Source organism: Marinobacterium iners, from assembly GCF_017310015.1.
GTDB classification, from domain to species: Bacteria; Pseudomonadota; Gammaproteobacteria; order Pseudomonadales; family Balneatricaceae; genus Marinobacterium; species Marinobacterium iners.
In genome coordinates, this window is the sequence record NZ_CP022297.1 from 2,941,636 (window position 1) to 2,965,256 (window position 23,621).

At 53.1% G+C, this 23,621-nt stretch carries 17 protein-coding genes, 8 tRNA genes and 3 rRNA genes; 9 read left to right on the top strand and 19 right to left on the bottom strand.

Features of this window, described 5'->3' with window-relative positions:
* Nucleotides 1-25 precede the first annotated feature (25 nt).
* Nucleotides 26-433, top strand: coding sequence for a PA2817 family protein (locus CFI10_RS14105; RefSeq protein ID WP_206835517.1), 408 nt, complete (start codon nucleotides 26-28; stop codon nucleotides 431-433).
* A gap of 167 nt (nucleotides 434-600) precedes the next feature.
* On the opposite strand, the gene CFI10_RS14110 is transcribed toward CFI10_RS14105, so the two are convergent.
* From CFI10_RS14110 to CFI10_RS14135, 6 genes are all read right to left on the bottom strand, one after another.
* Nucleotides 601-676 (bottom strand) — tRNA-Gly (locus CFI10_RS14110).
* A 43-nt stretch (nucleotides 677-719) separates the two neighbouring features.
* A tRNA-Glu gene (locus tag CFI10_RS14115) sits at nucleotides 720-795 on the bottom strand.
* Between the two features lie 18 nt (nucleotides 796-813).
* Nucleotides 814-889, bottom strand: a tRNA-Gly gene (locus tag CFI10_RS14120).
* Between the two features lie 31 nt (nucleotides 890-920).
* Nucleotides 921-996, bottom strand: a tRNA-Glu gene (locus CFI10_RS14125).
* Between the two features lie 60 nt (nucleotides 997-1,056).
* The gene (locus CFI10_RS14130; protein WP_206835519.1) at nucleotides 1,057-3,192 is read right to left on the bottom strand and encodes a putative bifunctional diguanylate cyclase/phosphodiesterase; all 2,136 of its coding nucleotides are present in this window, start codon (nucleotides 3,190-3,192) and stop codon (nucleotides 1,057-1,059) included.
* Nucleotides 3,193-3,284: 92 nt separating this feature from the next.
* Nucleotides 3,285-4,061, bottom strand: coding sequence for a hypothetical protein (locus CFI10_RS14135; protein WP_206835521.1), 777 nt, complete (start codon nucleotides 4,059-4,061; stop codon nucleotides 3,285-3,287).
* A gap of 129 nt (nucleotides 4,062-4,190) precedes the next feature.
* Here CFI10_RS14135 and CFI10_RS14140 point away from each other — a divergent pair.
* Nucleotides 4,191-4,266, top strand: a tRNA-Glu gene (locus CFI10_RS14140).
* A 7-nt stretch (nucleotides 4,267-4,273) separates the two neighbouring features.
* A tRNA-Gly gene (locus CFI10_RS14145) sits at nucleotides 4,274-4,349 on the top strand.
* A 19-nt stretch (nucleotides 4,350-4,368) separates the two neighbouring features.
* Here the strand turns inward: CFI10_RS14145 and CFI10_RS14150 are convergent.
* The 3 genes from CFI10_RS14150 to CFI10_RS14160 all read right to left on the bottom strand — a co-directional run bounded on the left by CFI10_RS14150 (nucleotide 4,369) and on the right by CFI10_RS14160 (nucleotide 7,863).
* On the bottom strand, nucleotides 4,369-6,684 hold the full coding sequence (locus CFI10_RS14150) for a putative bifunctional diguanylate cyclase/phosphodiesterase (RefSeq protein WP_206835522.1): 2,316 nt from the start codon (nucleotides 6,682-6,684) through the stop codon (nucleotides 4,369-4,371).
* Between the two features lie 147 nt (nucleotides 6,685-6,831).
* A complete protein-coding gene (locus tag CFI10_RS14155) occupies nucleotides 6,832-7,182 on the bottom strand; it encodes a hypothetical protein (RefSeq protein ID WP_206835524.1) in 351 nt (116 codons plus the stop codon).
* Between the two features lie 87 nt (nucleotides 7,183-7,269).
* Nucleotides 7,270-7,863, bottom strand: a complete 594-nt coding sequence (locus tag CFI10_RS14160) for an FMN-dependent NADH-azoreductase (RefSeq protein WP_206835526.1) — start codon at nucleotides 7,861-7,863, stop codon at nucleotides 7,270-7,272.
* 115 nt (nucleotides 7,864-7,978) lie between these two features.
* Here CFI10_RS14160 and CFI10_RS14165 point away from each other — a divergent pair, with 115 nt between their 5' ends.
* The 6 genes from CFI10_RS14165 (at nucleotide 7,979) to tnpC (ending at nucleotide 12,378) form a co-directional block, all read left to right on the top strand.
* Complete coding sequence (locus CFI10_RS14165) at nucleotides 7,979-8,878, top strand: LysR family transcriptional regulator (protein ID WP_091824588.1); 900 nt, start codon at nucleotides 7,979-7,981, stop codon at nucleotides 8,876-8,878.
* Nucleotides 8,879-8,901: 23 nt separating this feature from the next.
* A complete protein-coding gene (locus tag CFI10_RS14170; RefSeq protein ID WP_091824585.1) occupies nucleotides 8,902-9,048 on the top strand; it encodes an oxidoreductase-like domain-containing protein in 147 nt (48 codons plus the stop codon).
* Nucleotides 9,038-9,943, top strand: a complete 906-nt coding sequence (gene galU / locus CFI10_RS14175; protein WP_091824582.1) for a UTP--glucose-1-phosphate uridylyltransferase GalU — start codon at nucleotides 9,038-9,040, stop codon at nucleotides 9,941-9,943. The genes CFI10_RS14170 and galU overlap by 11 nt, the downstream gene beginning before the upstream one ends.
* Before the next feature lie 103 nt (nucleotides 9,944-10,046).
* Nucleotides 10,047-10,406, top strand: a complete 360-nt coding sequence (gene tnpA / locus CFI10_RS14180; protein WP_206835530.1) for an IS66-like element accessory protein TnpA — start codon at nucleotides 10,047-10,049, stop codon at nucleotides 10,404-10,406.
* Entirely contained in the window at nucleotides 10,403-10,729 is a 327-nt protein-coding gene (gene tnpB / locus CFI10_RS14185) for an IS66 family insertion sequence element accessory protein TnpB (protein ID WP_206835532.1), read from the top strand. Before tnpA ends, tnpB begins: the two co-directional genes overlap by 4 nt.
* Nucleotides 10,730-10,821: 92 nt before the next feature.
* A complete protein-coding gene (gene tnpC / locus CFI10_RS14190; protein ID WP_206842179.1) occupies nucleotides 10,822-12,378 on the top strand; it encodes an IS66 family transposase in 1,557 nt (518 codons plus the stop codon).
* Between the two features lie 148 nt (nucleotides 12,379-12,526).
* Here tnpC and rrf read toward each other — a convergent pair.
* The 10 genes from rrf to hisS all read right to left on the bottom strand — a co-directional run bounded on the left by rrf (nucleotide 12,527) and on the right by hisS (nucleotide 23,570).
* A 5S ribosomal RNA gene (rrf, locus tag CFI10_RS14195) occupies nucleotides 12,527-12,642 on the bottom strand.
* 166 nt (nucleotides 12,643-12,808) lie between these two features.
* Nucleotides 12,809-15,695 (bottom strand): 23S ribosomal RNA (locus CFI10_RS14200).
* Nucleotides 15,696-15,924: 229 nt separating this feature from the next.
* Nucleotides 15,925-16,000, bottom strand: a tRNA-Ala gene (locus CFI10_RS14205).
* Nucleotides 16,001-16,038: 38 nt separating this feature from the next.
* Nucleotides 16,039-16,115 (bottom strand) — tRNA-Ile (locus tag CFI10_RS14210).
* Between the two features lie 98 nt (nucleotides 16,116-16,213).
* Nucleotides 16,214-17,756: ribosomal RNA gene (locus CFI10_RS14215) — 16S ribosomal RNA — on the bottom strand.
* The 16S, 23S and 5S rRNA genes sit together here with 2 tRNA genes alongside, the layout of an rRNA operon.
* Nucleotides 17,757-18,115: 359 nt before the next feature.
* Nucleotides 18,116-18,976 carry a glutamate racemase gene (gene murI / locus CFI10_RS14220; protein WP_091827786.1) on the bottom strand — a complete coding sequence of 287 codons (861 nt, stop codon included), beginning with the start codon at nucleotides 18,974-18,976 and terminating at the stop codon, nucleotides 18,116-18,118.
* On the bottom strand, nucleotides 18,969-20,411 hold the full coding sequence (gene der, locus CFI10_RS14225) for a ribosome biogenesis GTPase Der (protein WP_091827787.1): 1,443 nt from the start codon (nucleotides 20,409-20,411) through the stop codon (nucleotides 18,969-18,971). Before der ends, murI begins: the two co-directional genes overlap by 8 nt.
* 75 nt (nucleotides 20,412-20,486) lie before the next feature.
* Nucleotides 20,487-21,635 carry an outer membrane protein assembly factor BamB gene (gene bamB, locus CFI10_RS14230; protein ID WP_206835536.1) on the bottom strand — a complete coding sequence of 383 codons (1,149 nt, stop codon included), beginning with the start codon at nucleotides 21,633-21,635 and terminating at the stop codon, nucleotides 20,487-20,489.
* Nucleotides 21,632-22,291 carry a YfgM family protein gene (locus tag CFI10_RS14235; protein ID WP_206835539.1) on the bottom strand — a complete coding sequence of 220 codons (660 nt, stop codon included), beginning with the start codon at nucleotides 22,289-22,291 and terminating at the stop codon, nucleotides 21,632-21,634. The genes bamB and CFI10_RS14235 overlap by 4 nt, the downstream gene beginning before the upstream one ends.
* Before the next feature lie 37 nt (nucleotides 22,292-22,328).
* Nucleotides 22,329-23,570 (bottom strand): histidine--tRNA ligase, encoded by a 1,242-nt coding sequence (hisS, locus tag CFI10_RS14240; RefSeq protein ID WP_217633040.1) that lies wholly within the window; start codon nucleotides 23,568-23,570, stop codon nucleotides 22,329-22,331.
* Nucleotides 23,571-23,621: the final 51 nt, after the last annotated feature.

Below are 23,621 nucleotides of genomic sequence, written 5' to 3' on the forward strand. Positions count from 1 at the left end.
GTGACTGCAACAACCGGAGTACCCCGTGACCGATCGCCACAGCTTTCATCTGAACCTGCTCAAGATCGCCTATAACAACCTGATTCAACAGCCAACCTTCAAGGACACCGAAGCCAGCGAGGAGCTTGAGTTTCTGGACCAGTTTGCCGCACTGGTGGATGATTTCGAACATCATCGCCCAGAAGCATACGAAGATGGCCAAACCCTGCTGGTCCGACTGGTACGTGGCTACCCACAATTCGTACCATTATTGGCACGTGACCTCTTCTGGCTGTTTGGCGGCGAGTGTCTGCACTTTATGAGTGACGAGGAGATCGAGCAGTTCCAGCAGCTTGATGAAACACAGGCTGAGCTTGAGGCCAGCAACACCCCTGTAGATTACCTGTCACTGCGACAGAGTATTCTTGGGGATGCATCGGACACCCGACACTGAAGACACTCTTGTACCTATGCCGGGCCATCCCCTCTGTGCGAGGCATGCCCGGCCTGAGGTTTTGCTTTACGGAACCAATGTGCAGACCATGAAACGAAAAAAACCATGCAGCTTTCGCCGGATGGTTATCGTATTAAACACTGTGTGCTGACAGTCTGTACTGAATTTGGAGCGGGAAACGAGACTCGAACTCGCGACCCCGACCTTGGCAAGGTCGTGCTCTACCAACTGAGCTATTCCCGCATGTTTCTTTCAGAGATCTTACGATAGCATCTCTGTCAGAGAGTGGCGTCCCATAGGGGGTTCGAACCCCTGTTACCGCCGTGAAAGGGCGGTGTCCTAGGCCACTAGACGAATGGGACGCAGCCTGCAAAAACGTTTGGAGCGGGAAACGAGACTCGAACTCGCGACCCCGACCTTGGCAAGGTCGTGCTCTACCAACTGAGCTATTCCCGCTTTACTCTCAAAACCATCACTCACGAGTGAGTGGCATCCCGTAGGGGGTTCGAACCCCTGTTACCGCCGTGAAAGGGCGGTGTCCTGGACCACTAGACGAACGGGACACAGTCTTGAGCGCTTTCGCTTTCCTCATCGAGGAGGCGCATATATTACGTATGGGCCTTTTAGTGGTCAACCCCCTTTCGACAGTTTTTTTCTATACCGTCCATTAGCTGCCCCAGCCACTCCTCGGCAGGCGATGGTTTGTGAAGCAAATAGCCCTGCAACAGCTCACAGCCATGGGCGACAAGAAAGTCAGCCTGCGCAGACGTTTCAACACCTTCTGCTACAACTCTAAGTCTTAACTGGCGAGCGATCGAGATAATCGAAAGTACAATGGCCCGGTTATCTTCATCCTGCGGTAAACCATCCACAAAACTCTTATCGATCTTGAGCTCACTCAAGTGCAAACGTTTCAGATAGGCCAGATTGGAGTACCCTGTACCGAAGTCGTCCAATGAAAAGGCAAACCCCAGCTCCGCCAGCCGCGCCATGTTCCGCAACAAGTCCGGATGAGTATCGATAAACAGGCTTTCGGTAATTTCAAGCATCAACGCGTCAGGTGTTACAACGCTATCAGCCACCAGATCGACCAGTGCATCGATCAGCGCACTATCACGAAACAGATCCGAACTGAGATTGATTGACAGCGGAATTCGCAAGCCGGCAGCCTTGAGTTGCGCCGCAATCTCAAGCGCCTGCCTGAACACCGTCAATGTCAGAGGCTTGATGAGACCGGAAGCTTCCGCCACCGGTATAAACTCAGCGGGCGACACCGGAACGCCTTCCGGACCACGCAACCAGCGCACCAGGACCTCGGCCCCCCGAATATCGCCAGCGGGCCCGAACTGTGACTGTACAGCAAGGCTGAGCTCATCCCGCAGAATCGTGAGGCGAAGTGATTCTTCAAGCCTTACCCTGCGTTGAGCCGCCACGTTCAGCTCCGCCGTGAACGTGGCGTAGCCTCCCTTACCATCAGCCTTGGCCTTGTACAGAGCAAGATCGGCATTGCGCTGCAGGGTTACAAAGCTGCGACCATGTTGCGGAATTCTGGCAACACCAATGCTGCCGGCAAGCAGTAGTGTTTCACCATCAATATTGAGTGGTCTGGCCAACTGTTGGCTCAAGGCCTCCAATCTCCAGATCAGGTCAGACTCGGCATCTGTTGTTCGGCCGCACAAAAGCACGCCAAACTCATCACCCCCAAGGCGAGCGACCAATTCGCTCTCACTTAACAGCTGTTTTTGCAGACGAGAGCCGATTTTCTGCAGCACTCGATCGCCAAATCCATGACCATGCGCATCGTTGATCCGTTTGAAATCATCCAGATCTATCAGCAACAGTGCAGCTGACGGGGCAATGAGTGGAGCATGGAGCAATGCTTCGACCCTCTGCTGCAGCAGGCGACGGTTGGGCATCTGAGTCACGGGGTCGTGGTAGGCCAAATACTCCAGTTGAGACAGGGCCTCCTTTTCCGCCGTAATATCCTGCTCGACCGACAGGAAATGGCTGATGTTTCCTTCCATATTACGCACCGGTGAAACTACGGCGCGCTTGACCACGCGATGTCCCTGTTTATGCCGATTAACGAACTCACCTCGCCAAGGCAAACCACTATCCAGACGGTCCCAGAAAGCCCTCTTTTCAACCTCACTTTTAGGTTCCCAGGCCCGAAAGCCGGGGGTTCGCCCCAAAACATCGTCACGACTGTAGCCGGAGTTGATTTCAAAGCCATTATTAACGTAGGTAATATGCCCACTGTTGTCAGTAATAATGACGCTGGAAGGACTTTGGTCGATCGCCTGGCGAAACAGCAGCAGATCGGATTCAATGCGCTTGCGTGAGGTAATATCACTTTGGGTACTGACAAAGTGAGTGAGCTGCCCGCTGTCATCAAAAAGAGGCACTATGCTGATGCCGATCCAATACGCATCACCACTGCTGGTATAATTCAGCAACTCTTCGCGCACCCTTTCACCGCGGCGCAAGGCATTGCCGATTCGATTCAACGCTTCTCTACAGGTATCTTTTCCCTGAAACAGACGCGGGCTGGCGCCTATCAACCGTTCACGGTCATAGCCCGTACGCTCAATAACGGCCTGATTGACATAGACAATACGCGGACCTGGGGGCGTCAGGTCCGCATCCGTCACCACCACAAGATCAGAAAGATGTTCAAGACTCGCCTGCATGATGCGCAACTGCTCATCAACGGAGGTGTTAAGGCTGGTCGTTTGTGGGGGCACAGATTCCCTCGGCATTGTAAACGGCACATCCTTGCTGGCAAGCGCCTTTTATATAAGCAATTTCTTAAGCACGCGATTGTAGAGATTTATGACAGCTTCGTGAATACTTAACGCCGATAGTCTGTAATCGATTTAGGCTTGAACTTGTCTTCTTTTGCTGCCTCTTCGGCCCGCTTGCGCTCCTCTTCCGCTTCGCGCAGCAGACGTTCACGCTCAACAAGCGCCTGGAGTTTATCCATATGCGCACTTAGCTCATAGATCTGGCGATCCAATTGCTGGGTCTGATTGAGCCGTTGCAACTTGCCTGCTGCCGTACGATAGCGCGGCAAGGCTGGGGCCGGTCCTCTTTGCTGCTCGACCTCAAGCGCTTCCATGATCTCAACATCAATGCGTGTACGGGTATAGGCTTCCTTCACCTGATAGATGACATCCCGTGTTGTGGCCGGAGGCAGAAGCCCGCCGTTCTGCAGCTCTGTCAAAAACTGGAACAGCTCCCGCAACAGAGCTGCAGTGCGTTGAGCATGATTACGATCAGTGTGCAACGTCATGGAACCGGGTGGATGTTCAACCACAGGTAAAGGTTGAGCGGCGAAGGCTTCCATCTCAGACAGTTTCTGTCGATTTTCCGATGTGTTTTCCAGCTCCATCACCTGCTTCCAGCGATTCTGCAGATACCTGACCAGCACATCACGAATCTCACGGGTGATGTAATGCTCAGGCAAAGTGTGCAGTAGATGATCAGCCCGGCGAATCTGGTCTTTCAGCATAAGCAGGCGCATGCGACGTTCACGACGTTGATTTTCGACCGCCTGAATACTGAAGGCTATCATCGCCATCACCACCACTACAGCCACGATGATTAGGCCGGTTTCAGTCGGGCTCATCGGCACATGTCCATCCGAGTTAAACAGAAGACTTTGATTCTATAACAAAAAACGAAAGAAAACGCTTGACCGGAAAAATCTCTGTTATTAATATTCGCACCGCTGTCAGGCACAGCCTGATTGTACCGCGTCCCGTTCGTCTAGTGGTCCAGGACACCGCCCTTTCACGGCGGTAACAGGGGTTCGAACCCCCTACGGGATGCCATCCAAATGCGGGAATAGCTCAGTTGGTAGAGCACGACCTTGCCAAGGTCGGGGTCGCGAGTTCGAGTCTCGTTTCCCGCTCCAATCTCTAGTTCAAATTACGTCATATTGCCTTTCTGTCTTCATATCGTTCAAGCATCTGAGGCAGACATTCAGCCGGCTGCGGTTTCGCGATGTAATAGCCCTGCGCCACATCGGCTCCCGATTCAGCCAGCATGTCGAGTTGCTCTTCCAGTTCAACACCCTCGGCAATCACTTCCATGTGCATTCCCCTGGCCATCCAGATAATCGCCTGACACAGTGTTGCAGCGTCCTGATCCGTATGAATATCCCGCACGAATTGGCGATCAATTTTGAGAATATCTACCGGAAAACGCTTCAAGTAACCCAGTGCCGAGAACCCTGTACCAAAGTCATCAATCGACAAGCGTACGCCTAGGCTTCTCAATTGCTTCAATGTCTCAATAGTACGGCCTTCTGCTTCAACATCGAGAAAAATAGACTCGGTAATTTCAAGCTCCAGACTGCCTGGCATCAGCTCATGAATAATCAACAGCTGTTTAACCTGCTGCACAAAATCGGGCTGCAGAATCTGTCGGGGAGAAATATTCACTGCGAGATTCAGCTTAAGCCCCATCTGTCTTTGCCAACTGGCTGCCTGACGAATGGCCTCGGCCAGTACCAAGTGTCCGAGTGGCAAAATCTGACCGCTTTCTTCAGCCCTTGGAATAAATTCATCCGGTGGAACCAGCCCGTAACCCGGACGGTGCCAGCGCACAAGTGCCTCAACACCTGTAATGCGGCGGGTTTTCAGATCAAGCAGTGGCTGATACCAAAGTACAAATTCGTTTCGCTCAAGCGCATCATGCAGCGCCTGCTCCATCTCAAGTGAGTGCCGTGCATGTTCATTCATCTCTTCCATGAAAAAACAGTAACCTGACTCCTTACGCATGCGCACTTGTTGCATTGCCGCATCAGCATGACGCAGCAGCATATCAGCGCGCAATCCATCGTCAGGGTACAGGGCAATACCGATACAGGCCGCCACACGGACCTCGGTATCACTAAGCTGAAAAGGGACATCAAACTGCTGTAACAGACAGCGCGTGAGATTTTCAACCGCCTGCATGCGAGTCACTTCTGGAACAACGACCACAAACTCGTCACTGCCAATCCGACCGAGGCTTTCCAGGGGCGAAAGTACCTGCTGCAAGCGTTGAGCGGCCTGACAGAGTAGTGTATCTCCTGCCTGATGACCCTGGACTTCATTCACGCGACGGAATTGCAATAGATTGATGAACAGAACAGCAACCTGATGCTGCTGCGCCTCAGCCATTTCAATTGCCTGCTGCAAACGATCCTGGATCAATTCTCGATTTGGAAGATCCGTGAGTGCATCATAATTGCTGCGGTGAAACAGTTGCTCTTCGTAACTTTTACGCAGTGAAATATCTTCCTCAATGGCCAGATAGCGATCTGGCTGACCCTGCTCGTCACGCAACACTGAAATGGTAGCCGCCACCCAGAACTGCTCACCATTCTTGCGCTGGTTGAGCAGCTCGCCATGCCACTCGCCCTTACTGCTTAGTGAACTCCAGAGCTGACCAAAGGTGTCAGCATGGGTTGAAGAGGATTTAAGCAGACTAACCGGCCGCCCTTTCACATCAGCAGCGCTATAGCCTGTCACACGGCAAAAACCCGGATTAACATACTGAATAATGCCTTGGAGATCCGTGATGATAATACAGGCTGGACTTTGTTCCAGTGCAGCAGACAACTGCCGCAATTCACGACTACTGTCCCTTAGCGCTTCTTCACGCTCATTGAGCGCCGTCACCATGGTGTTGAATGACGATGCCAGGCGACCCAGGTCGCTTTTTTGATCAAATCCCTGAATACGTTGATAGTTGCCTTCTTTCAGGTTCTGTACTGCAAGCGACAGCTTGCCCAGCGGGCGTGTAATCACCCGACTTATGAACCAGCCACCCAACGGGGTAAACCCAACCAGAGCAAGCAGTAAAAGTACCAGCATCGACTGCCCAAGCGTCTCCAGCTCATGGCCCAAGCCTTTAACCGGTACCGCGAAAATCAATCGCGCTTCAATTCCTGGCTCAGCAAACGTAATAGCACCGTAGTATTCATCATCCGCCCCGACCCAGCCTTGCTGACTCCGTTCAAGTTGCTGTAAGCGTTGTAACGAGAGTCGTGACTCGAATCCTTGCCCTACACTGAGTTCTTCGGCCTGTAACAGCACCGGGTATTCAAGCCGGTGCGCAAGGTGGCCTACCGTATCATCGCTGAGTTTTACTCCACCTTGAAGCCTTGAACCACCCGGCACGTCATGCCACCCCAACAGGTAGAGCTGGTCTCGCGTGCGAGCAATCACAGGCTCTGAATGACTGGACAGGGACAGTCGCAACAAATCATACGGAAGGAAGTGGCTCTGGTAGGAGGGCTCATCATTTGAGGGTCGTATACGGAAACCGGTGCGGCCAAGGGGCTTTGTATTGTAGGCATAAAGCCTGTCACCACCCTGACACCGACAGGCCATGGCCTGTAACTGACCTCACTCATCATGGATGGCGAGATAGTCCAGACCTCGTGTCTCAAGCCGACGGAGCAGCCTCAATGCAAGTAACTCCAGTTCGGTTTCGAGTCTCTCGTTATTACCGGGTGAATCAGGTAAAGCAAGCTCTGACTGTCCTGCAAGCTGATCCAGCTGCTCCTCTACAGCCTGCCGGGCGGAATCCCAGCGCCCGGCCAGAAAATGACGCGCCTGTTCCAACTCATGGAGTGACTGCTGCTCCCTTGTATGTCCAAGCATCAGTGTGAGTATCAGGCCAACAAACATCAATGCTCCGGCTAGTGACAGAAGCCAGAGCAACAGCAGTTTGTGGTGCAAGCGTGAAAAAAACACAGGTTGGTTCCTGCTTTTTGTATTTATTTTTCATGAGCTTGCCACAAGGCACCTCAACAGCAAAGTTATGTTTTGTATAAAAACGTCTCACGACTGAAGTTCTGCACGTGCGGCGCTCAGAGACTCAGCCTGAGTAGGCTCCCCCATATTCAGACCTTCTGCGTAAACGGTTCGTACATCCTTGAGGCCGAGAAAGCCCAGGAACTGTTTTACAAATGGAATCTGGAAGTCATATCCCCCATCCTTATACTGACCGCCTCTCGTTGCAATCAGTACCACCGGCTTGTCTTCAAGTAACCCGACAGGCCCCTGATCCGTATACTTAAATGTCACACCACTACGAGCAAGCAGGTCGAACCAAGCCTTCATCTGCACTGGGATTCCAAAGTTGTACATTGGAACTCCGATCAGGATCTGATCGGCCGAGCGGACTTCTGCCAGCAAGCGATTTGCCAAATTCACGATGGATTGCTGTTTCGCTGTACGACTTTCAGCTGAACTCACCAACGCCGACACCAACTCGGCATCAAGCAGAGGCAAAGGGTCTGAAATCAGATCACGCGTAATAACCTCAGCCTTGTCGTGGTTCAGATGCCACTGTGTAATGAAATCATTGGCCAATACGGACGACTGCCCGCTGTCACCAAAGATACTGCTGCGTATATGAAGAAGAGTCGCCATTGTTTAAGTTCAGCCTCAATCGTTAATTCAGGCAACATTTTCATATCAACACGGTCTATATAAAACAGTAAAATCATGTTTGGTTTGAACAACAAAATAGATCGTTCGAGGGCGTATGCAGATATCACTGGAACAGTGGCAGGCCATGCTGGCAGTTGTGGATGCCGGAGGGTACGCCAAAGCAGCCGAACGTCTTGGCAAAAGCCAGTCGGCCATCAGTTATTCGGTTCAAAAACTGGAGTCAGGCCTTAATGTTCGCGTGTTTCGGCTGGAAGGGCGCCGGGCAGTCCTCACTGAAGCAGGAGAAGCCTTGTGTCATCATGCAAGGCGCCTGCTCGAACAGGCGGAGCAGGCTGAACAACTGGCTGAACAGTTTGGGATGGGCTATGAAGCACAAATTCATATCGCAATGGATACCATTTTCCCGAAGGAGTTAATGCTCGATACCCTCGCCAATTATGCTGCCACCCATCCACAGACGCGCATCACCTTGCTTGAAACGGTCCTCAGCGGCAGTGACGAGGCCGTGCTCAAGCGAGACGTAGACATGGCCATCAGCGGTCGACTCCCGCCAGGCTTTCTGGGTGAGCGTTTACTGCAGATTCGCTTTCTAGCATGTGCACATCCTGAACATCCCCTTCATCAACTTGACCGTCCACTGAGCCTGGAGGATTTGCGTCAACACCGCCAACTGGTCGTACGTGATTCTGGCAGTCGCAATGATGACGCAGGTTGGCTTGGGGCTGACCAGCGTTGGACTCTCAGTAATGTTTCCACGTCGATAATGGCGGCAACAAAAGGTATCGGATATGCATGGTACCCAATGACACATGCAGCCAGTGCGATTGAATCTGGACAGCTCAAGCCTCTTCAGCTTGAAGTCGGTGCCGAACGCTATGCTGACCTTTACCTGATCCTAACCGATGGTGAGCTGGCTAGACCCGGGGTGCAAAAACTCGCTGCCATGATTAAGGAAGCTGTTCGTGGAGCAAAACAGCATGACCAGTTAGAATGAAGGCCATTTTGATGGAGTCGATAATGAGCGACAAACCGACACCACCTGCAGATGGCGAGTGCTGCGAAAATGGCTGCGAGCCATGCGTGTGGGACACCTATTACGAAGAGTTGAGACTGTGGCAGGAAGAACAGTCACGACAACAGAAGGAATCCGAAAATGCTGAATAAAGTCATTATTCCAGTCGCCGGGCTTGGGACTCGAGTTTTGCCTGCCAGCAAAGCGATTCCAAAAGAGATGTTGCCTGTTGTCGATAAACCGGTCATTCAATATGTAGTCGAAGAAGCGGTTTCTGCAGGATTTACTCAGATCATTCTGGTCACACGTAGTGGCAAGGAATCGATCGAGGATCACTTTGATCGCAATGCGGAGCTGGAAGAGGCTCTGACTGCGAAAGGCAAGGAGGAACTGCTTCAGGCAGTGCGCAATACGCTCCCGACAGGTTCACAGCTCATATCAGTACGTCAGGATCAGGCCCTAGGCCTGGGACATGCGGTTCTCTGTGCGGCTCAACTGATTCATGACGAGGAAGACTTTGCGGTTATGCTACCAGACATGCTGATCGACACTAATGGTGAGTCCAGCGATCTAAAGCAAATGGTTGCACACTACTATGAGCACCAGTGCGGCCAGATCATGGTTGAGGCGGTACCGGAACATCAGGTGGAGCGATACGGAATCGTTGACTGTGGTGGTATGCCGCCTGCCATCGGTACAAGTTCAAAGCTGCATAATTTGGTTGAAAAACCTACACGGTCCGAAGCACCGTCCAACCTTGCCATAGTCGGTCGTTATATCCTGCCAGGCAAGATCATGCACCTGCTGCGTAAAACCACAGCCGGCGCAGGTGGAGAAATACAACTCACTGATGCAATCAAATCACTGGTGGAATCGGGAGACCTTCTTCACGCTTTTACCATGTCAGGTGATCTGTATGACTGCGGAAACAAATCGGGCCTGCTGCAGGCCAACCTGGCATTTGGGCTCAAGCACTCAGAAACAGCAGCCGACCTGAAGGCATACATAAATAAAATAGTGGGCGATGGCCTGTTATTGTCACAATAAATGCGAGGTAACAGCGACTGACGTATCCGTCCGGTGAACCCATCTTGAGCTCAACAGGCTGACCATCCGATAGTGTCCACTTATTTTTAAGTGGACACTATCAATGACCCCATCAAGCGCACCCCAAGGCCCACGCAAACGCCGTCATTTTTCACCCGTGTTCAAGGCCGAGATCGTGGCGCAATGCCGCCAGCCGAACGTATCCGTTTCACGGATTGCACTGGATAATGGCCTTAACGCCAACATGGTACGGCGCTGGATGCGAGAAGCCGAACGCGCCAATACACCGCTCCCGATGCCAGCCTTCGTCCCCGTTCAACTCCCTGCACCACATCGGCCAGCTCAGATCGATCACTCTGTTATTCGCATCGAGTGTACAAGACCTTCGGGAACAGTCGTGGTTGAGTGGCCAGTTGATCAAGCCCAGCCGTGCCTTGCCCTGTTGCGCGACCTGTTGTCATGATCCGCATCGATGAGATCTGGTTGGCCACCGAGCCCATGGACAAGCGGGCGGGGCCTGATACGGCGCTGGCACGGGTGGTTAAGGTGTTCGGCGAGGCGCGACCGCATGCGGCTTATCTGTTTGCCAACAAGCGCGGTAACCGCATGAAGGTGCTGATCCATGATGGCCTGGGTATCTGGCTCTGTTCGCGCCGACTGCATCAGGGCCGCTTCAGTTGGACCGAGACATGGCGCGGCGACCGTATCGCCTTACAACTGCAGGCGCTGGTACAAGGCCTGCCCTGGCAGCGTATGGGTGACGCAGGTGTCATCACCGTCGTCTGAGAGCGGTGCCGAGTCGAACACAGACTCGCCCGATGAGCCATTAGCCGATCCGGGCATCCCCATGACCATTTAATGTGGGCATACTGCCCCGCATGACCACGACACCCGACCTCACCCAGCTCACACCCGAACAGCTCCGTCAGTTGGCCGAGCAGCTGATCAGCCGTGTTGAACAGCAGGAACAGGCGATACAGGAACGTGATCAGGGTATCCAACAGCGTGATCTGAAAATCGGACAGCTGACGCATGAGGTCGCCTTGTTGCGGCGGCACAAATACGGCCAACGCAGTGAACACCTCAACGTGCTGCAGATCAGCCTGCTGGACGAGGTCGTCGATGCAGACATCGCGGCGATCGAGACCGAGCTTGAACGGCTGAAAGCCCCGGCAACCACGCCTTCCGAAAAGCGTCAGCCCAAGCGCTCGCCGTTGCCACCGGAACTGCCGCGTACCGAGATCCATCATGAGCCGGACCACACGGCCTGCCACTGTGGTTGCCAGTTGACCCGCATCGGCGAGGAGGTCAGCGAGAAGCTCGACTATACGCCCGGCGTGTTCACGGTCGAGCGCCACATCCGGGGCAAATGGGTCTGCAACACCTGCGAGACATTGATACAAGCTCCCATGCCACCTCATGTGCTCGACAAGGGGATCCCGACCACGGGGCTGCTGGCTCAGGTGCTGATCGCCAAATATGCCGATCACCTGCCCCTGTACCGGCAGGAACAGATCTTTACCCGTGCGGGCGTTGCGCTGCCACGCTCAACGCTGGCGGAGTGGATCGGTGTCTGCGGTGTGCAGTTGCAACCGCTGGTGGATGCACTGCGGGATACCTTGCTGCAGGAGCCGGTCTTACACGCGGATGAAACGCCTGTCCCCATGCTCACACCGGGCAAGAAGAAAACACACAAGGCCTACATCTGGGCCTATGCCAGTACTGCGTTCTCGCGTCTGCAGGGCGTGATCTATGACTTCACACCGGGACGCGGTGGCCAGCATGCGCGGGATGTTCTCGGGCCCTGGCAGGGCCAGCTGGTCTGCGATGACTACAGCGGCTACAAGGCCAGCTTCGGCACAGGCGTCACCGAGATCGGCTGTATGGCCCATGCTCGTCGCAAGTTCGTTGAGCTGGAGGTGACGGGCAAAAGCCAGATCGCGGCTCAGGCGGTTGAGTACATCGGCCAGCTGTATGGCATCGAGCAGGATGGCCGGGAGATGACAGCGGAGGCACGTTATCAGCTACGACAGACACGGGCCAAACCCATCGCCGAAGCGCTGCATGCATGGATGCAGACTCAGCGTCTAAAAGTACTGGATGGCTCAGCCACGGCCAAAGCGTTGGACTACAGCCTGAAACGCTGGGTCGCGCTGACGCGGTACTTGCAGGATGGTGCCGTCCACATCGATAACAACCGTGTGGAAAACCTGATCCGTCCCTGGGCATTGGGTCGCAAGAACTGGTTGTTCGCGGGCTCGTTACGCAGTGGCCGTCGTGCAGCTGCCATCATGAGCCTGATCCAGTCAGCGAAGCTTAACGGACATGAACCCTATGCGTATCTGAAAGATGTGCTGGCCCGGCTGCCTACGCAGAAAACCAGTGCGATCCATGAGTTGTTGCCTCACAACTGGAAACCGGTAGATGACGCCTGACAAGGTGTGATCACCGGACGGATACCGCCTAATGCACCCAGTGCAACCGGGCTATCCAGGCACTCTCTCGTAAGTCTGGCGTCTGCCTGTACTTCGCCCCAATGCAAAAACCCCGGCCTCAACGAGACCGGGGTTTCTGGTATTAAGTGCCTGGCGATGACCTACTCTCACATGGGGAAGCCCCACACTACCATCGGCGATGACGCGTTTCACTGCTGAGTTCGGTATGGGATCAGGTGGTTCCACGTCTCTATGGTCGCCAGGCGAAACTGGTACAAACCGGATCTGATTGAGCCTCGTGCCTGTATGTCACGCTGCTCTGATTGTCTGTGTTGTTGCTACAAGCGTTCAATCGGTGCTCTTGCGAGCCGATAATCGTGTTTTGACTGTTTCCAGTCGAACCATTCATTTCAAACGCCTTGGGCGTTATATGGTCAAGCCTCACGAGCCATTAGTACAGGTTAGCTCAACGCCTTACAACGCTTACACACCCTGCCTATCAACGTCCTGGTCTCGGACGGCTCTTCAGGGGGCTCAAGGCCCCGGTGAGATCTCATCTTGAAGGGGGCTTCCCGCTTAGATGCTTTCAGCGGTTATCCCGTCCGAACGTAGCTACCCGGCAATGCCACTGGCGTGACAACCGGAACACCAGAGGTTCGTTCACTCCGGTCCTCTCGTACTAGGAGCAACTCTTCTCAAATCTCAAACGCCCACGGCAGATAGGGACCGAACTGTCTCACGACGTTCTAAACCCAGCTCGCGTACCACTTTAAATGGCGAACAGCCATACCCTTGGGACCGGCTTCAGCCCCAGGATGTGATGAGCCGACATCGAGGTGCCAAACACCGCCGTCGATGTGAACTCTTGGGCGGTATCAGCCTGTTATCCCCGGAGTACCTTTTATCCGTTGAGCGATGGCCCTTCCATACAGAACCACCGGATCACTAGAACCTGCTTTCGCACCTGCTCGACGTGTCTGTCTCGCAGTCAAGCACCCTTCTACTCTTGCGCTCATTGGCTGATTTCCGACCAGCCTGAGGGTACCTTCGTGCTCCTCCGTTACGCTTTGGGAGGAGACCGCCCCAGTCAAACTACCCACCACACAATGTCCTCGATCCGGGTAACGGATCTGAGTTAGAACCTCAACAGTACCAGGCTGGTATTTCAAGGTTGGCTCCACCGGAACTGGCGTCCCGGTTTCAAAGCCTCCCAGCTATCCTACACAAGTAATGTCAAAGTCCACTGTGAAGCTATAGTAAAGGTTCACGGGGTCTTTCCGTCTAGCCGCGGGGACGCTGCATCTTCACAGCGAGTTCAATTTCACTGAGTCTCGGGTGGAGACAGTGTGGCCATCGTTACGCCATTCGTGCAGGTCGGAACTTACCCGACAAGGAATTTCGCTACCTTAGGACCGTTATAGTTACGGCCGCCGTTTACCGGGGCTTCGATCAAGAGCTTCGCGTGAGCTAACCCCATCAATTAACCTTCCGGCACCGGGCAGGCGTCACACCCTATACGTCCACTTTCGTGTTTGCAGAGTGCTGTGTTTTTAATAAACAGTCGCAGCCACCTGGTATCTTCGACCGGCCTCAGCTCAGAGAGTAAATCTCGTCACCGACACCGGCGTGCCTTCTCCCGAAGTTACGGCACCATTTTGCCTAGTTCCTTCACCCGAGTTCTCTCAAGCGCCTTGGTATTCTCAACCTGACCACCTGTGTCGGTTTGGGGTACGGTCGTCTGTAACCTGAAGCTTAGAAGCTTTTCCTGGAAGCATGGCATCAACCACTTCGTCTCACATGGAGACTCGTCATCAGGTCTCAGCCTTAAGGGAGAGCGGATTTGCCTACTCTCCCAGCCTACACCCTTAAACGCGGACAACCATCGCCGCGCTGGCCTAGCCTTCTCCGTCCCTTCATCGCAGTTACAGCCGGTACAGGAATATTAACCTGTTTCCCATCGACTACGCATTTCTGCCTCGCCTTAGGGGCCGACTCACCCTACCCTGATTAGCATTGGATAGGAAACCTTGGTCTTCCGGCGAGGGGGTTTTTCACCCCCTTTATCGTTACTTATGTCAGCATTCGCACTTCTGATACCTCCACCATGGTTTACACCTTTGGCTTCAACGGCTTACAGAACGCTCCTCTACCATGCCCTAAGGCATCCGCAGCTTCGGTGTCTGGTTTGAGCCCCGTTATATCTTCCGCGCAGGCCGACTCGACTAGTGAGCTATTACGCTTTCTTTAAAGGGTGGCTGCTTCTAAGCCAACCTCCTAGCTGTCTGAGCCTTCCCACATCGTTTCCCACTTAACCAGAACTTTGGGACCTTAGCTGGCGGTCTGGGTTGTTTCCCTTTCCACGACGGACGTTAGCACCCGCCGTGTGTCTCCCATGATTGCACTCTTGGGTATTCGGAGTTTGCATCGGGTTGGTAAGTCGGGATGACCCCCTAGCCGAAACAGTGCTCTACCCCCCAAGGTGAGACATGAGGCGCTACCTAAATAGCTTTCGAGGAGAACCAGCTATCTCCGGGCTTGATTAGCCTTTCACTCCGATCCACAGGTCATCCGCTAACTTTTCAACGGTAGTCGGTTCGGTCCTCCAGTTGATGTTACTCAACCTTCAACCTGCCCATGGATAGATCGCCCGGTTTCGGGTCTACTCCCAGCGACTGATCGCCCTATTAAGACTCGGTTTCCCTACGCCTCCCCTAAACGGTTAAGCTTGCCACTGAAAGTAAGTCGCTGACCCATTATACAAAAGGTACGCAGTCACCGTCCGAAAACGGCTCCCACTGCTTGTACGTACACGGTTTCAGGGTCTATTTCACTCCCCTCACAGGGGTTCTTTTCGCCTTTCCCTCACGGTACTGGTTCACTATCGGTCAGTCAGGAGTATTTAGCCTTGGAGGATGGTCCCCCCATATTCAGACAGGATAACACGTGTCCCGTCCTACTCGATTTCACTGCATATAGGTTTTCGCATACGGGGCTATCACCCACTATGGCCGCACTTTCCAGAGCGTTCTGCTAACCACAACACAGCTTAAGGGCTGGTCCCCGTTCGCTCGCCGCTACTAAGGGAATCTCGGTTGATTTCTTTTCCTCCGGGTACTTAGATGTTTCAGTTCCCCGGGTTCGCCTCTCAAAGCCTATGTATTCAGCTAAGAGATACCCGCAAGCGGGTGGGTTTCCCCATTCGGAAATGTTCGGATCAAAGCTTGTTTACCAGCTCCCCGAACCTTATCGCAGGTTACTACGTCCTTCATCGCCTCTGACTGCCAAGGCATCCACCGTGCACGCTTATTCACTTGACCATATAACCCGAAGGCGTCTGTTCAAATGAATGGTTCGTAACGATTATCGCCGATTGGCGCTTGTATCAAACAATACAAGACAATCTTTCAGATCCAATTTGTTAAAGAGCGTTTAAAGCATGATGCTTTAAAAGATAGACTCGGTATTGATGCAAGGGACAGACTGTCCAGTGATAGATACCTGAGCGTATGTTTTAAAACTCATTCAATCACCATTCCAGGCAAGGAATGGTGGAGCTATGCGGGATCGAACCGCAGACCTCCTGCGTGCAAAGCAGGCGCTCTCCCAGCTGAGCTATAGCCCCAACGAGATATTCCAAACAGCCGGAACCGAATGGAAAATTGGTAGGCCTGAGTGGATTTGAACCACCGACCTCACCCTTATCAGGGGTGCGCTCTAACCAACTGAGCTACAAGCCTACTGTGCGAGCTATCGATTCAGATCGACAACTCTACGCTCTCTCTAACGTTATGATCAGGTAATATGTGTGAACGCTTGCCAGAACTTCGCAATCGTTTAAGGAGGTGATCCAGCCCCAGGTTCCCCTAGGGCTACCTTGTTACGACTTCACCCCAGTCATGAATCACACCGTGGTAACCGTCCTCCCGAAGGTTAGACTAGCTACTTCTGGTGCAACCCACTCCCATGGTGTGACGGGCGGTGTGTACAAGGCCCGGGAACGTATTCACCGTGACATTCTGATTCACGATTACTAGCGATTCCGACTTCACGCAGTCGAGTTGCAGACTGCGATCCGGACTACGACCGGTTTTGTGAGATTAGCTTGCTCTCGCGAGTTTGCAGCCCTCTGTACCGGCCATTGTAGCACGTGTGTAGCCCTACTCGTAAGGGCCATGATGACTTGACGTCATCCCCACCTTCCTCCGGTTTGTCACCGGCAGTCTCCTTAGAGTTCCCGACATTACTCGCTGGCAAATAAGGATAAGGGTTGCGCTCGTTACGGGACTTAACCCAACATTTCACAACACGAGCTGACGACAGCCATGCAGCACCTGTCTCAGAGTTCCCGAAGGCACCAATCCATCTCTGGAAAGTTCTCTGGATGTCAAGAGTAGGTAAGGTTCTTCGCGTTGCTTCGAATTAAACCACATGCTCCACCGCTTGTGCGGGCCCCCGTCAATTCATTTGAGTTTTAACCTTGCGGCCGTACTCCCCAGGCGGTCAACTTATCGCGTTAGCTTCGCCACTAAAGGATCAAGTCCCCCAACGGCTAGTTGACATCGTTTACGGCGTGGACTACCAGGGTATCTAATCCTGTTTGCTACCCACGCTTTCGCACCTCAGTGTCAGTATCGGTCCAGGTAGTCGCCTTCGCCACTGGTGTTCCTTCCGATCTCTACGCATTTCACCGCTACACCGGAAATTCCACTACCCTCTACCGTACTCTAGCTCAGCAGTATCAGGTGCAGTTCCCAGGTTGAGCCCGGGGCTTTCACATCTGACTGACTGAACCACCTACGCGCGCTTTACGCCCAGTAATTCCGATTAACGCTCGGACCCTCCGTATTACCGCGGCTGCTGGCACGGAGTTAGCCGGTCCTTCTTCTGCTGTTAACGTCACAGCAAGCGGGTATTAACCACTCGCCTTTCCTCACAGCTGAAAGTGCTTTACAACCCGAAGGCCTTCTTCACACACGCGGCATGGCTGGATCAGGGTTGCCCCCATTGTCCAATATTCCCCACTGCTGCCTCCCGTAGGAGTCTGGGCCGTGTCTCAGTCCCAGTGTGGCTGGTCATCCTCTCAGACCAGCTACGGATCATCGCCTTGGTGAGCCTTTACCTCACCAACAAGCTAATCCGACGCGGGCTCATCTGATAGCGTGAGGTCCGAAGATCCCCCACTTTCCCCCGAAGGGCGTATGCGGTATTAGCAGTCGTTTCCGACTGTTGTCCCCCACTACCAGGTAGATTCCCACGCGTTACTCACCCGTCCGCCGCTCGTCACCCAAGAAGCAAGCTTCTCTGTGCTACCGCTCGACTTGCATGTGTTAGGCCTGCCGCCAGCGTTCAATCTGAGCCATGATCAAACTCTTCAGTTTAAAATCTTGTGAACTCAAAGCTGCAAGCAGCTTTTCATTCGGCTCAAGGTATTACACAACGCTAAATGAATATTCAGTTAGGTTGCTTGCCTTGATTAAGCTTTGTGTGCTCAATCCTGACAAGCGCCCACACATATTACCTGATCAATTTGTTAAAGAGCGGGCTTGGCCAACCGCACCGTTCGGTGCAACCTGTTGTCTCAAGCGAGGCGCGTATTCTACCGCAACCCGTTTCAGTGTCAACCGTTTTTTTCGTTTGTTTTCACTGCCTTGGCGGAGAAACAACGCGCGGTCAGCGCTGATGAGGTGGCGTATTATACAGCGATTCGGATCGCTGTCAACGCCCTGTCAAAACTTTTTTAACACTCAGAAGCGTAGTGCTGGATATCGATCAGTTCAACCGAACCCGGATCGATTCGCTCATTGAAAAAGTTCGTCGCCACTCGTGCAAAGCGCTCTGGCCCATCTGTCACCAAAAAAGTCAGACTGCCCCGTATTTGGTTCTTGTTCTGCAGCGCTTTGGCTTCCAGCTCGCACTTTACCGCTTCAGCGGTGGTCTGAGCTGAATCAACCAACTGAATATCGTCACCAGTCACTGCTGCTATAGCACCCCTCAATGCAGGGAAATGAGTACAGCCTAATACCAGCGTATCCAACGGAAACTGACTATCAGCCACCAGCAGGGGTTGAAGACAACGCGCGACTATCTGCTCTACCAGGTCGCCTTCATGCCAACCTTCTTCCGCCAAAGCAACAAACAGAGAGCATGCTTGAGCACGAATACGTGCATCGGGCCTCAAACGAAGAATAGCTTTCTGATATGCCTGATTGTTTGTTGTACTTTCGGTCGCGATAACACCGATATGCCCCTGTTGACTCACTCTGCACGCTGCATCAGCACCTGGCTCGATTACACCCAGTACCAGAAGATCCGGGTAGCAGGCCTGCAAATGCTCAAGCGCCATGGCCGAGGCTGTGTTGCAGGCAACAACGATAGCCTTTATCTGGCGACTACTCAGAGCACAGACAGCCTGCTCGGCATAACGCCGGACCGACAAGGCACTTTTAGTACCGTACGGCACTCTTGCGGTATCGCCGAGATAGACAAGATGTTCTTCCGGTAAGGCTTGCCTGAGCGCATTAAGGACGGTCAAGCCGCCAACACCGGAGTCAAATACACCAATGGCATATTCTGATCGTGAATCTACAGACTTAGCCATCACGTCGAGCTCGCTTCTTGGCTTTATGCTTCAGCGTTTTGATGTGTTGACGACTGCGCTCCTTTTTGGCTTCTTGACGAGCAGTCAGGGTATTTTTGCGTCCAGCAAAAGGATTGTCGCCCGTACGGAACTCAAATCGAATCGGTGTTCCACGTACTTTCAAATATTTGGTAAAGCGGTTTTCAAGATAGCGCTTGTAAGAGCCGGGTAACGCATCCGTCTGATTACCATGCACTACGATGATTGGCGGGTTGGAGCCACCCTGGTGTGCATAGCGTAACTTGATGCGTCGATTGTTTACTGCCGGCGGCTGGTGGTCAGCCACTACATCTTCCAGCAGTCGAGTCAGCTGATTGGTAGACCATTTCGCCATTGCTGAATCGAAAGCTTCGTTAACAGAGATATACAGATCACCAACACCCGAACCATGCAGCGCAGAAATAAAGTGAAAGCGAGCAAATGCAGCAAATTCCAGTTTTCGTTCTACTTGCTTTTTAACATCGGCACGATCGTCCGGGCTCATGCCATCCCATTTATTAAGTGCAACGACCAATGCCCGCCCGGAGTCAATGACAAACCCAAGCATGCTCAAGTCCTGCTCGGTTACACCCTCACGCGCATCAATCACGCTGATAACAACATTTGCATCCTTGATTGCCTGCAGCGTTTTTACGATGGAGAACTTCTCCACCGCTTCTTTGATATTTTTCCGCCTTCGTACACCCGCTGTGTCGATCAGAATATATTTCTGCTCATCACGTTCATAAGGAATGTAGATACTGTCACGTGTTGTGCCCGCTTGGTCAAAGACAACCACGCGGTCTTCGCCCAGCATCCGGTTAACCAGGGTTGACTTACCCACGTTCGGGCGTCCGATCACGGCAATTCGAATATTATCTGTATAGGCTTCCTTAGCCGCCTCTTCGCCGCCCTCCTCTTCCTCAGAAACAAAGGGCGCCAGCACTTCGTCAATCAGCTGACTGACACCACGCCCGTGTGAAGCGGCTATGGCAACAGGCTCACCAATACCGAGCGCATGAAAATCAGCCATGGCGGTATCCGGGTCGATCCCGTCGGTCTTGTTCACAACCAGCCAGCATGACTTATTGTTGCGCCGCAGGTGATCGGCAATCATTTCATCAGCCGGGTTGAGGCCTGCACGACCATCTACAAGGAACAGAACTACATCCGCTTCCTCTATCGCGAACAGTGACTGCTCGGCCATCCGTTGATCAATGCCGGCCTCATCCCCTGAAATACCACCAGTATCGATAACAATGTAGTCACAATCGCCAACACGGCCTTCTCCGTACTTGCGGTCACGGGTCAAACCCGGCAAATCTGCAACAAGTGCATCACGCGAGCGTGTCAAACGATTGAACAGTGTGGATTTGCCAACGTTGGGACGACCAACCAGTGCAATTACGGGCAACATAGGATTTCACCTGAAAACAACTCGGCGGCCACTGTGGATAACAGCGGCCGCCGATAATGGATCCACAGATCCGGATTATTTAAATTTCAGCGCAGTCAGACGACCATCATTGCTGAGCACATAAAGCACATCATCACGTACCAGCAGATCACTCTGGACACCGGAGGAACTGACGCGATGGCGAGCTGTAAAATGACCGTCAACCTGAGACAACACATGCAGATAACCATCTGCATCAGCTGTAACCAGAGAGTTACCGAGCACAACAGGTGTAGTCAGGCGTCGATACTGAAGACCATCCTGGCTCCACACACTGGCACTGTTACGCGCATCGAATGCATGCACATGGTCTTCATCCGAAACTGCGTACACATTACCGAAACCACCAGCAAGCCCACGATAGGTAGACAAATCCTGACTCCAGACAACCTGTCCATTACCTGGATTCAGTGCCACCAAGCGTCCCTGATAGCTGCCAACATAAACGATACGGTTGTAGACAAGCGGTTTACCATCAATATCAACGATACGCTCAAGCTCCGACCGCCCCTCAGCCAGCGAAATACGCTGCTCCCAGACAGGCCGCCCCGATGCATTCTCGACGGCAACAAGCTTGCCATTGGCAAAACCGGCCAGAGTCAGGTCAGCAGCCACAATGGGGGCGCTTGTACCGCGCAGACTGAGACGTGGTATCTGACTGTCATAACTCCAGCGCCGTTCACCACTGCCCACTTCAAGTGCCGTAATCTTGCCATCCAGCTGCTGTACAACAACGAGCTCCGCATTCATCTGCGGCTGGGAAATCACTTCGGAGGAAGCTTGGTAGCGCCAACGCTCACTACCGTCTGTGGTATCGAAAGCGATCACTTCACCCGACTCTGTCGCGAGGACCACGATACCGTTTCCGGCACCAACACCACCTCCTATCGGAGTTTCCAACTCGACACGCCAATTGATACGCCCGGATGCCAGATCCGCTGCAACCAGATCACCTTCAACATTGACTGCAAAAATCTGCTGTTCATCAATGGAAGGAACCAGTTGATGAAACTTGGAGCCCAAACTACCACCGGTACTCAGACTCCACAGCTGTTGAAATTGCTGTTCGGCTTCGAAGTCAACCAGTGGATTTGGCTCAACGGTTTCTTCGCTACTGAACAACCCACAGCCAGCAAGGGAAACACTCACGGCAATCGCTGCGGCTGTTTTTACCCAGCATTTCATGACTCGGCTCCTGCAAGGTCATCCCGTTTCATTTTCAGAAGCGGACGCAGCTGTTCGCCGCCGCCCAGCTGCAGGGCTCGATCATAGGCTGCGAAAGCTTCAGCCGGTCGACCGTTATTGGCATGAAGGTCTCCCAGAAGTTCCTGATACTGCACCTCATAAGTACCCGCATCAGCATTCTCCAGCAGGCTAATAGCAGTATCCGCGTTCCCCTGCTGGCTCAACAGCATTGCCTTTCGCAGTGTAGCCACACGAACAATATTATCGACTTCATCCGTTGCGCCCAAGGTCCAGTCCAGCTCCTGCAACGCGCGCTCAACCTCTCCATTTCCAACGGCCATTGCTGCCATCATGAGGGCACCATAGCGTGCATAAGCCGTGTCAGCGTAGTCAGAGCGAAGCTGCTCATTCAGATGAACCGCTGTTGCATATTGAGAGTCATTCACACCACCGGCAGACAGCTGTACCGCTTCTGTCAGATTCTGGTAAAGGGCAGACGCATTGGCTGCTTTCTGCTCCTGATTACCCTGCCAGGCTTTCCACCCGAGCACGATTGCCACCGCAGCCGCGACACCAACCACCAATGCCTTGCCGTTTTCCTTCCACCAATCCTTGAGCGCCTGCACCTGCTCTTCTTCGGTACGCAATTCTGCCACTGTCCACTCCTGCTAAATTGAATCGCCTGGCTAAACTTCAGCGTGTAAAGATTTGTTTCAGCTGGTCTGTCAGCTGCTGAATGCCAAGATCATATACTGTCTGTTCCTGATACCAAAGAGATGCCTGCATCTCATCGGACTCGGTTTGCTTGAGTAGCGCTATTACCGGCGCTCCGGTCTGACGAGCTTTGGCCGCGATATTTTTCAGTCCCGAGCAGTGGGTTCGAATACGGAGCCCCGGCAGGCATTCACGCAGCTGCTCGGCCAGCAAAATCAGGTCCGCCTGCAACCCCTTGTGTTCTGCCGCCAGGTAAAGATCAAAGGTCTGACGCACATGATCGGGAACCAACGCCAGAGTCTCAAGCAGAAGAATCAAACGCTCAACACCCATTGCAAAACCAACCGCAGGTGTTGGTTTCCCGCCAAGCTGCTTTACCAGCCCATCATAGCGACCACCGGCACATACAGTACCCTGAGCCCCCAGTTGGTCTGTTACCCATTCGAAAACGGTTTTGCAATAATAGTCCAGACCACGAACCAGATAAGGGTTAACCTCATACTGCACTCCGGCAGCATCCAGAATTGCGCACAGCTGCTCGAAGTCAGCCGCAGACTCCTGATCGAGGTAGTCTGTCAGTACCGGGGCCTGCTCAAGCAGTTTGCGCGTACCCTCGTCCTTGGAGTCCAGGATACGCAGAGGATTTGATTCCAGCCTGCGCAGGCTGTCTTCATCAAGCTGGTCAGAATGCCTGCTAAGATATTCCACCAGTGCATCGCGGTAACGTGCGCGCGCTTCATTGCTGCCCAGTGAGTTCAGCTGCAGTGTTACAGACTGGTCCAGGCCCAGTTGACGCCACAAAGCGGCACTCATGAGAATAATTTCAGCATCAATATCCGGTCCGGCCATACCAAAAGCTTCAACACCTACTTGGTGGAACTGGCGATAACGACCTTTTTGTGGTTTTTCATAACGAAACATGGGCCCCTGATACCAGAGACGCTGCGTCTGATTGTACAGGAGGCCATGCTCTTCACCGGCACGAACACAACATGCCGTCCCCTCTGGCCGCAATGTCAGACTTTCGCCATTGCGATCTTCAAAGGTATACATTTCTTTCTCAACAATATCGGTTACTTCACCTATTGAGCGCTTGAACAGATCAGTTTGCTCTACCACCGGCATGCGAATTTCAGCATAGCCATAGCTACCAAGTACATTTTTTACAGTGCTTTCAAGGTACTGCCAAACCGGTGTCTGGTCCGGCAGGATGTCATTCATGCCGCGAATGGCTTTAATTTTGCTCAAAACGTCAGCTTTCCTGTTTCGATG

Excerpts from the sequence above, each read along its gene's own strand:
- tnpC (WP_206842179.1), top strand. The coding sequence starts at position 10,822 with ATGACCACGACACCCGACCTCACCCAGCTCACACCCGAACAGCTCCGT.
- CFI10_RS14170 (WP_091824585.1), top strand. The coding sequence starts at position 8,902 with ATGAGCGACAAACCGACACCACCTGCAGATGGCGAGTGCTGCGAAAAT.
- der (WP_091827787.1), bottom strand. The coding sequence starts at position 20,411 with ATGTTGCCCGTAATTGCACTGGTTGGTCGTCCCAACGTTGGCAAATCC.
- tnpA (WP_206835530.1), top strand. The coding sequence starts at position 10,047 with ATGACCCCATCAAGCGCACCCCAAGGCCCACGCAAACGCCGTCATTTT.
- bamB (WP_206835536.1), bottom strand. The coding sequence starts at position 21,635 with ATGAAATGCTGGGTAAAAACAGCCGCAGCGATTGCCGTGAGTGTTTCC.
- CFI10_RS14165 (WP_091824588.1), top strand. The coding sequence starts at position 7,979 with ATGCAGATATCACTGGAACAGTGGCAGGCCATGCTGGCAGTTGTGGAT.
- galU (WP_091824582.1), top strand. The coding sequence starts at position 9,038 with ATGCTGAATAAAGTCATTATTCCAGTCGCCGGGCTTGGGACTCGAGTT.
- CFI10_RS14135 (WP_206835521.1), bottom strand. The coding sequence starts at position 4,061 with ATGAGCCCGACTGAAACCGGCCTAATCATCGTGGCTGTAGTGGTGGTG.
- CFI10_RS14160 (WP_206835526.1), bottom strand. The coding sequence starts at position 7,863 with ATGGCGACTCTTCTTCATATACGCAGCAGTATCTTTGGTGACAGCGGG.
- murI (WP_091827786.1), bottom strand. The coding sequence starts at position 18,976 with ATGGCTAAGTCTGTAGATTCACGATCAGAATATGCCATTGGTGTATTT.
- hisS (WP_217633040.1), bottom strand. The coding sequence starts at position 23,570 with ATGAATGACATCCTGCCGGACCAGACACCGGTTTGGCAGTACCTTGAA.
- tnpB (WP_206835532.1), top strand. The coding sequence starts at position 10,403 with ATGATCCGCATCGATGAGATCTGGTTGGCCACCGAGCCCATGGACAAG.
- CFI10_RS14130 (WP_206835519.1), bottom strand. The coding sequence starts at position 3,192 with ATGCCGAGGGAATCTGTGCCCCCACAAACGACCAGCCTTAACACCTCC.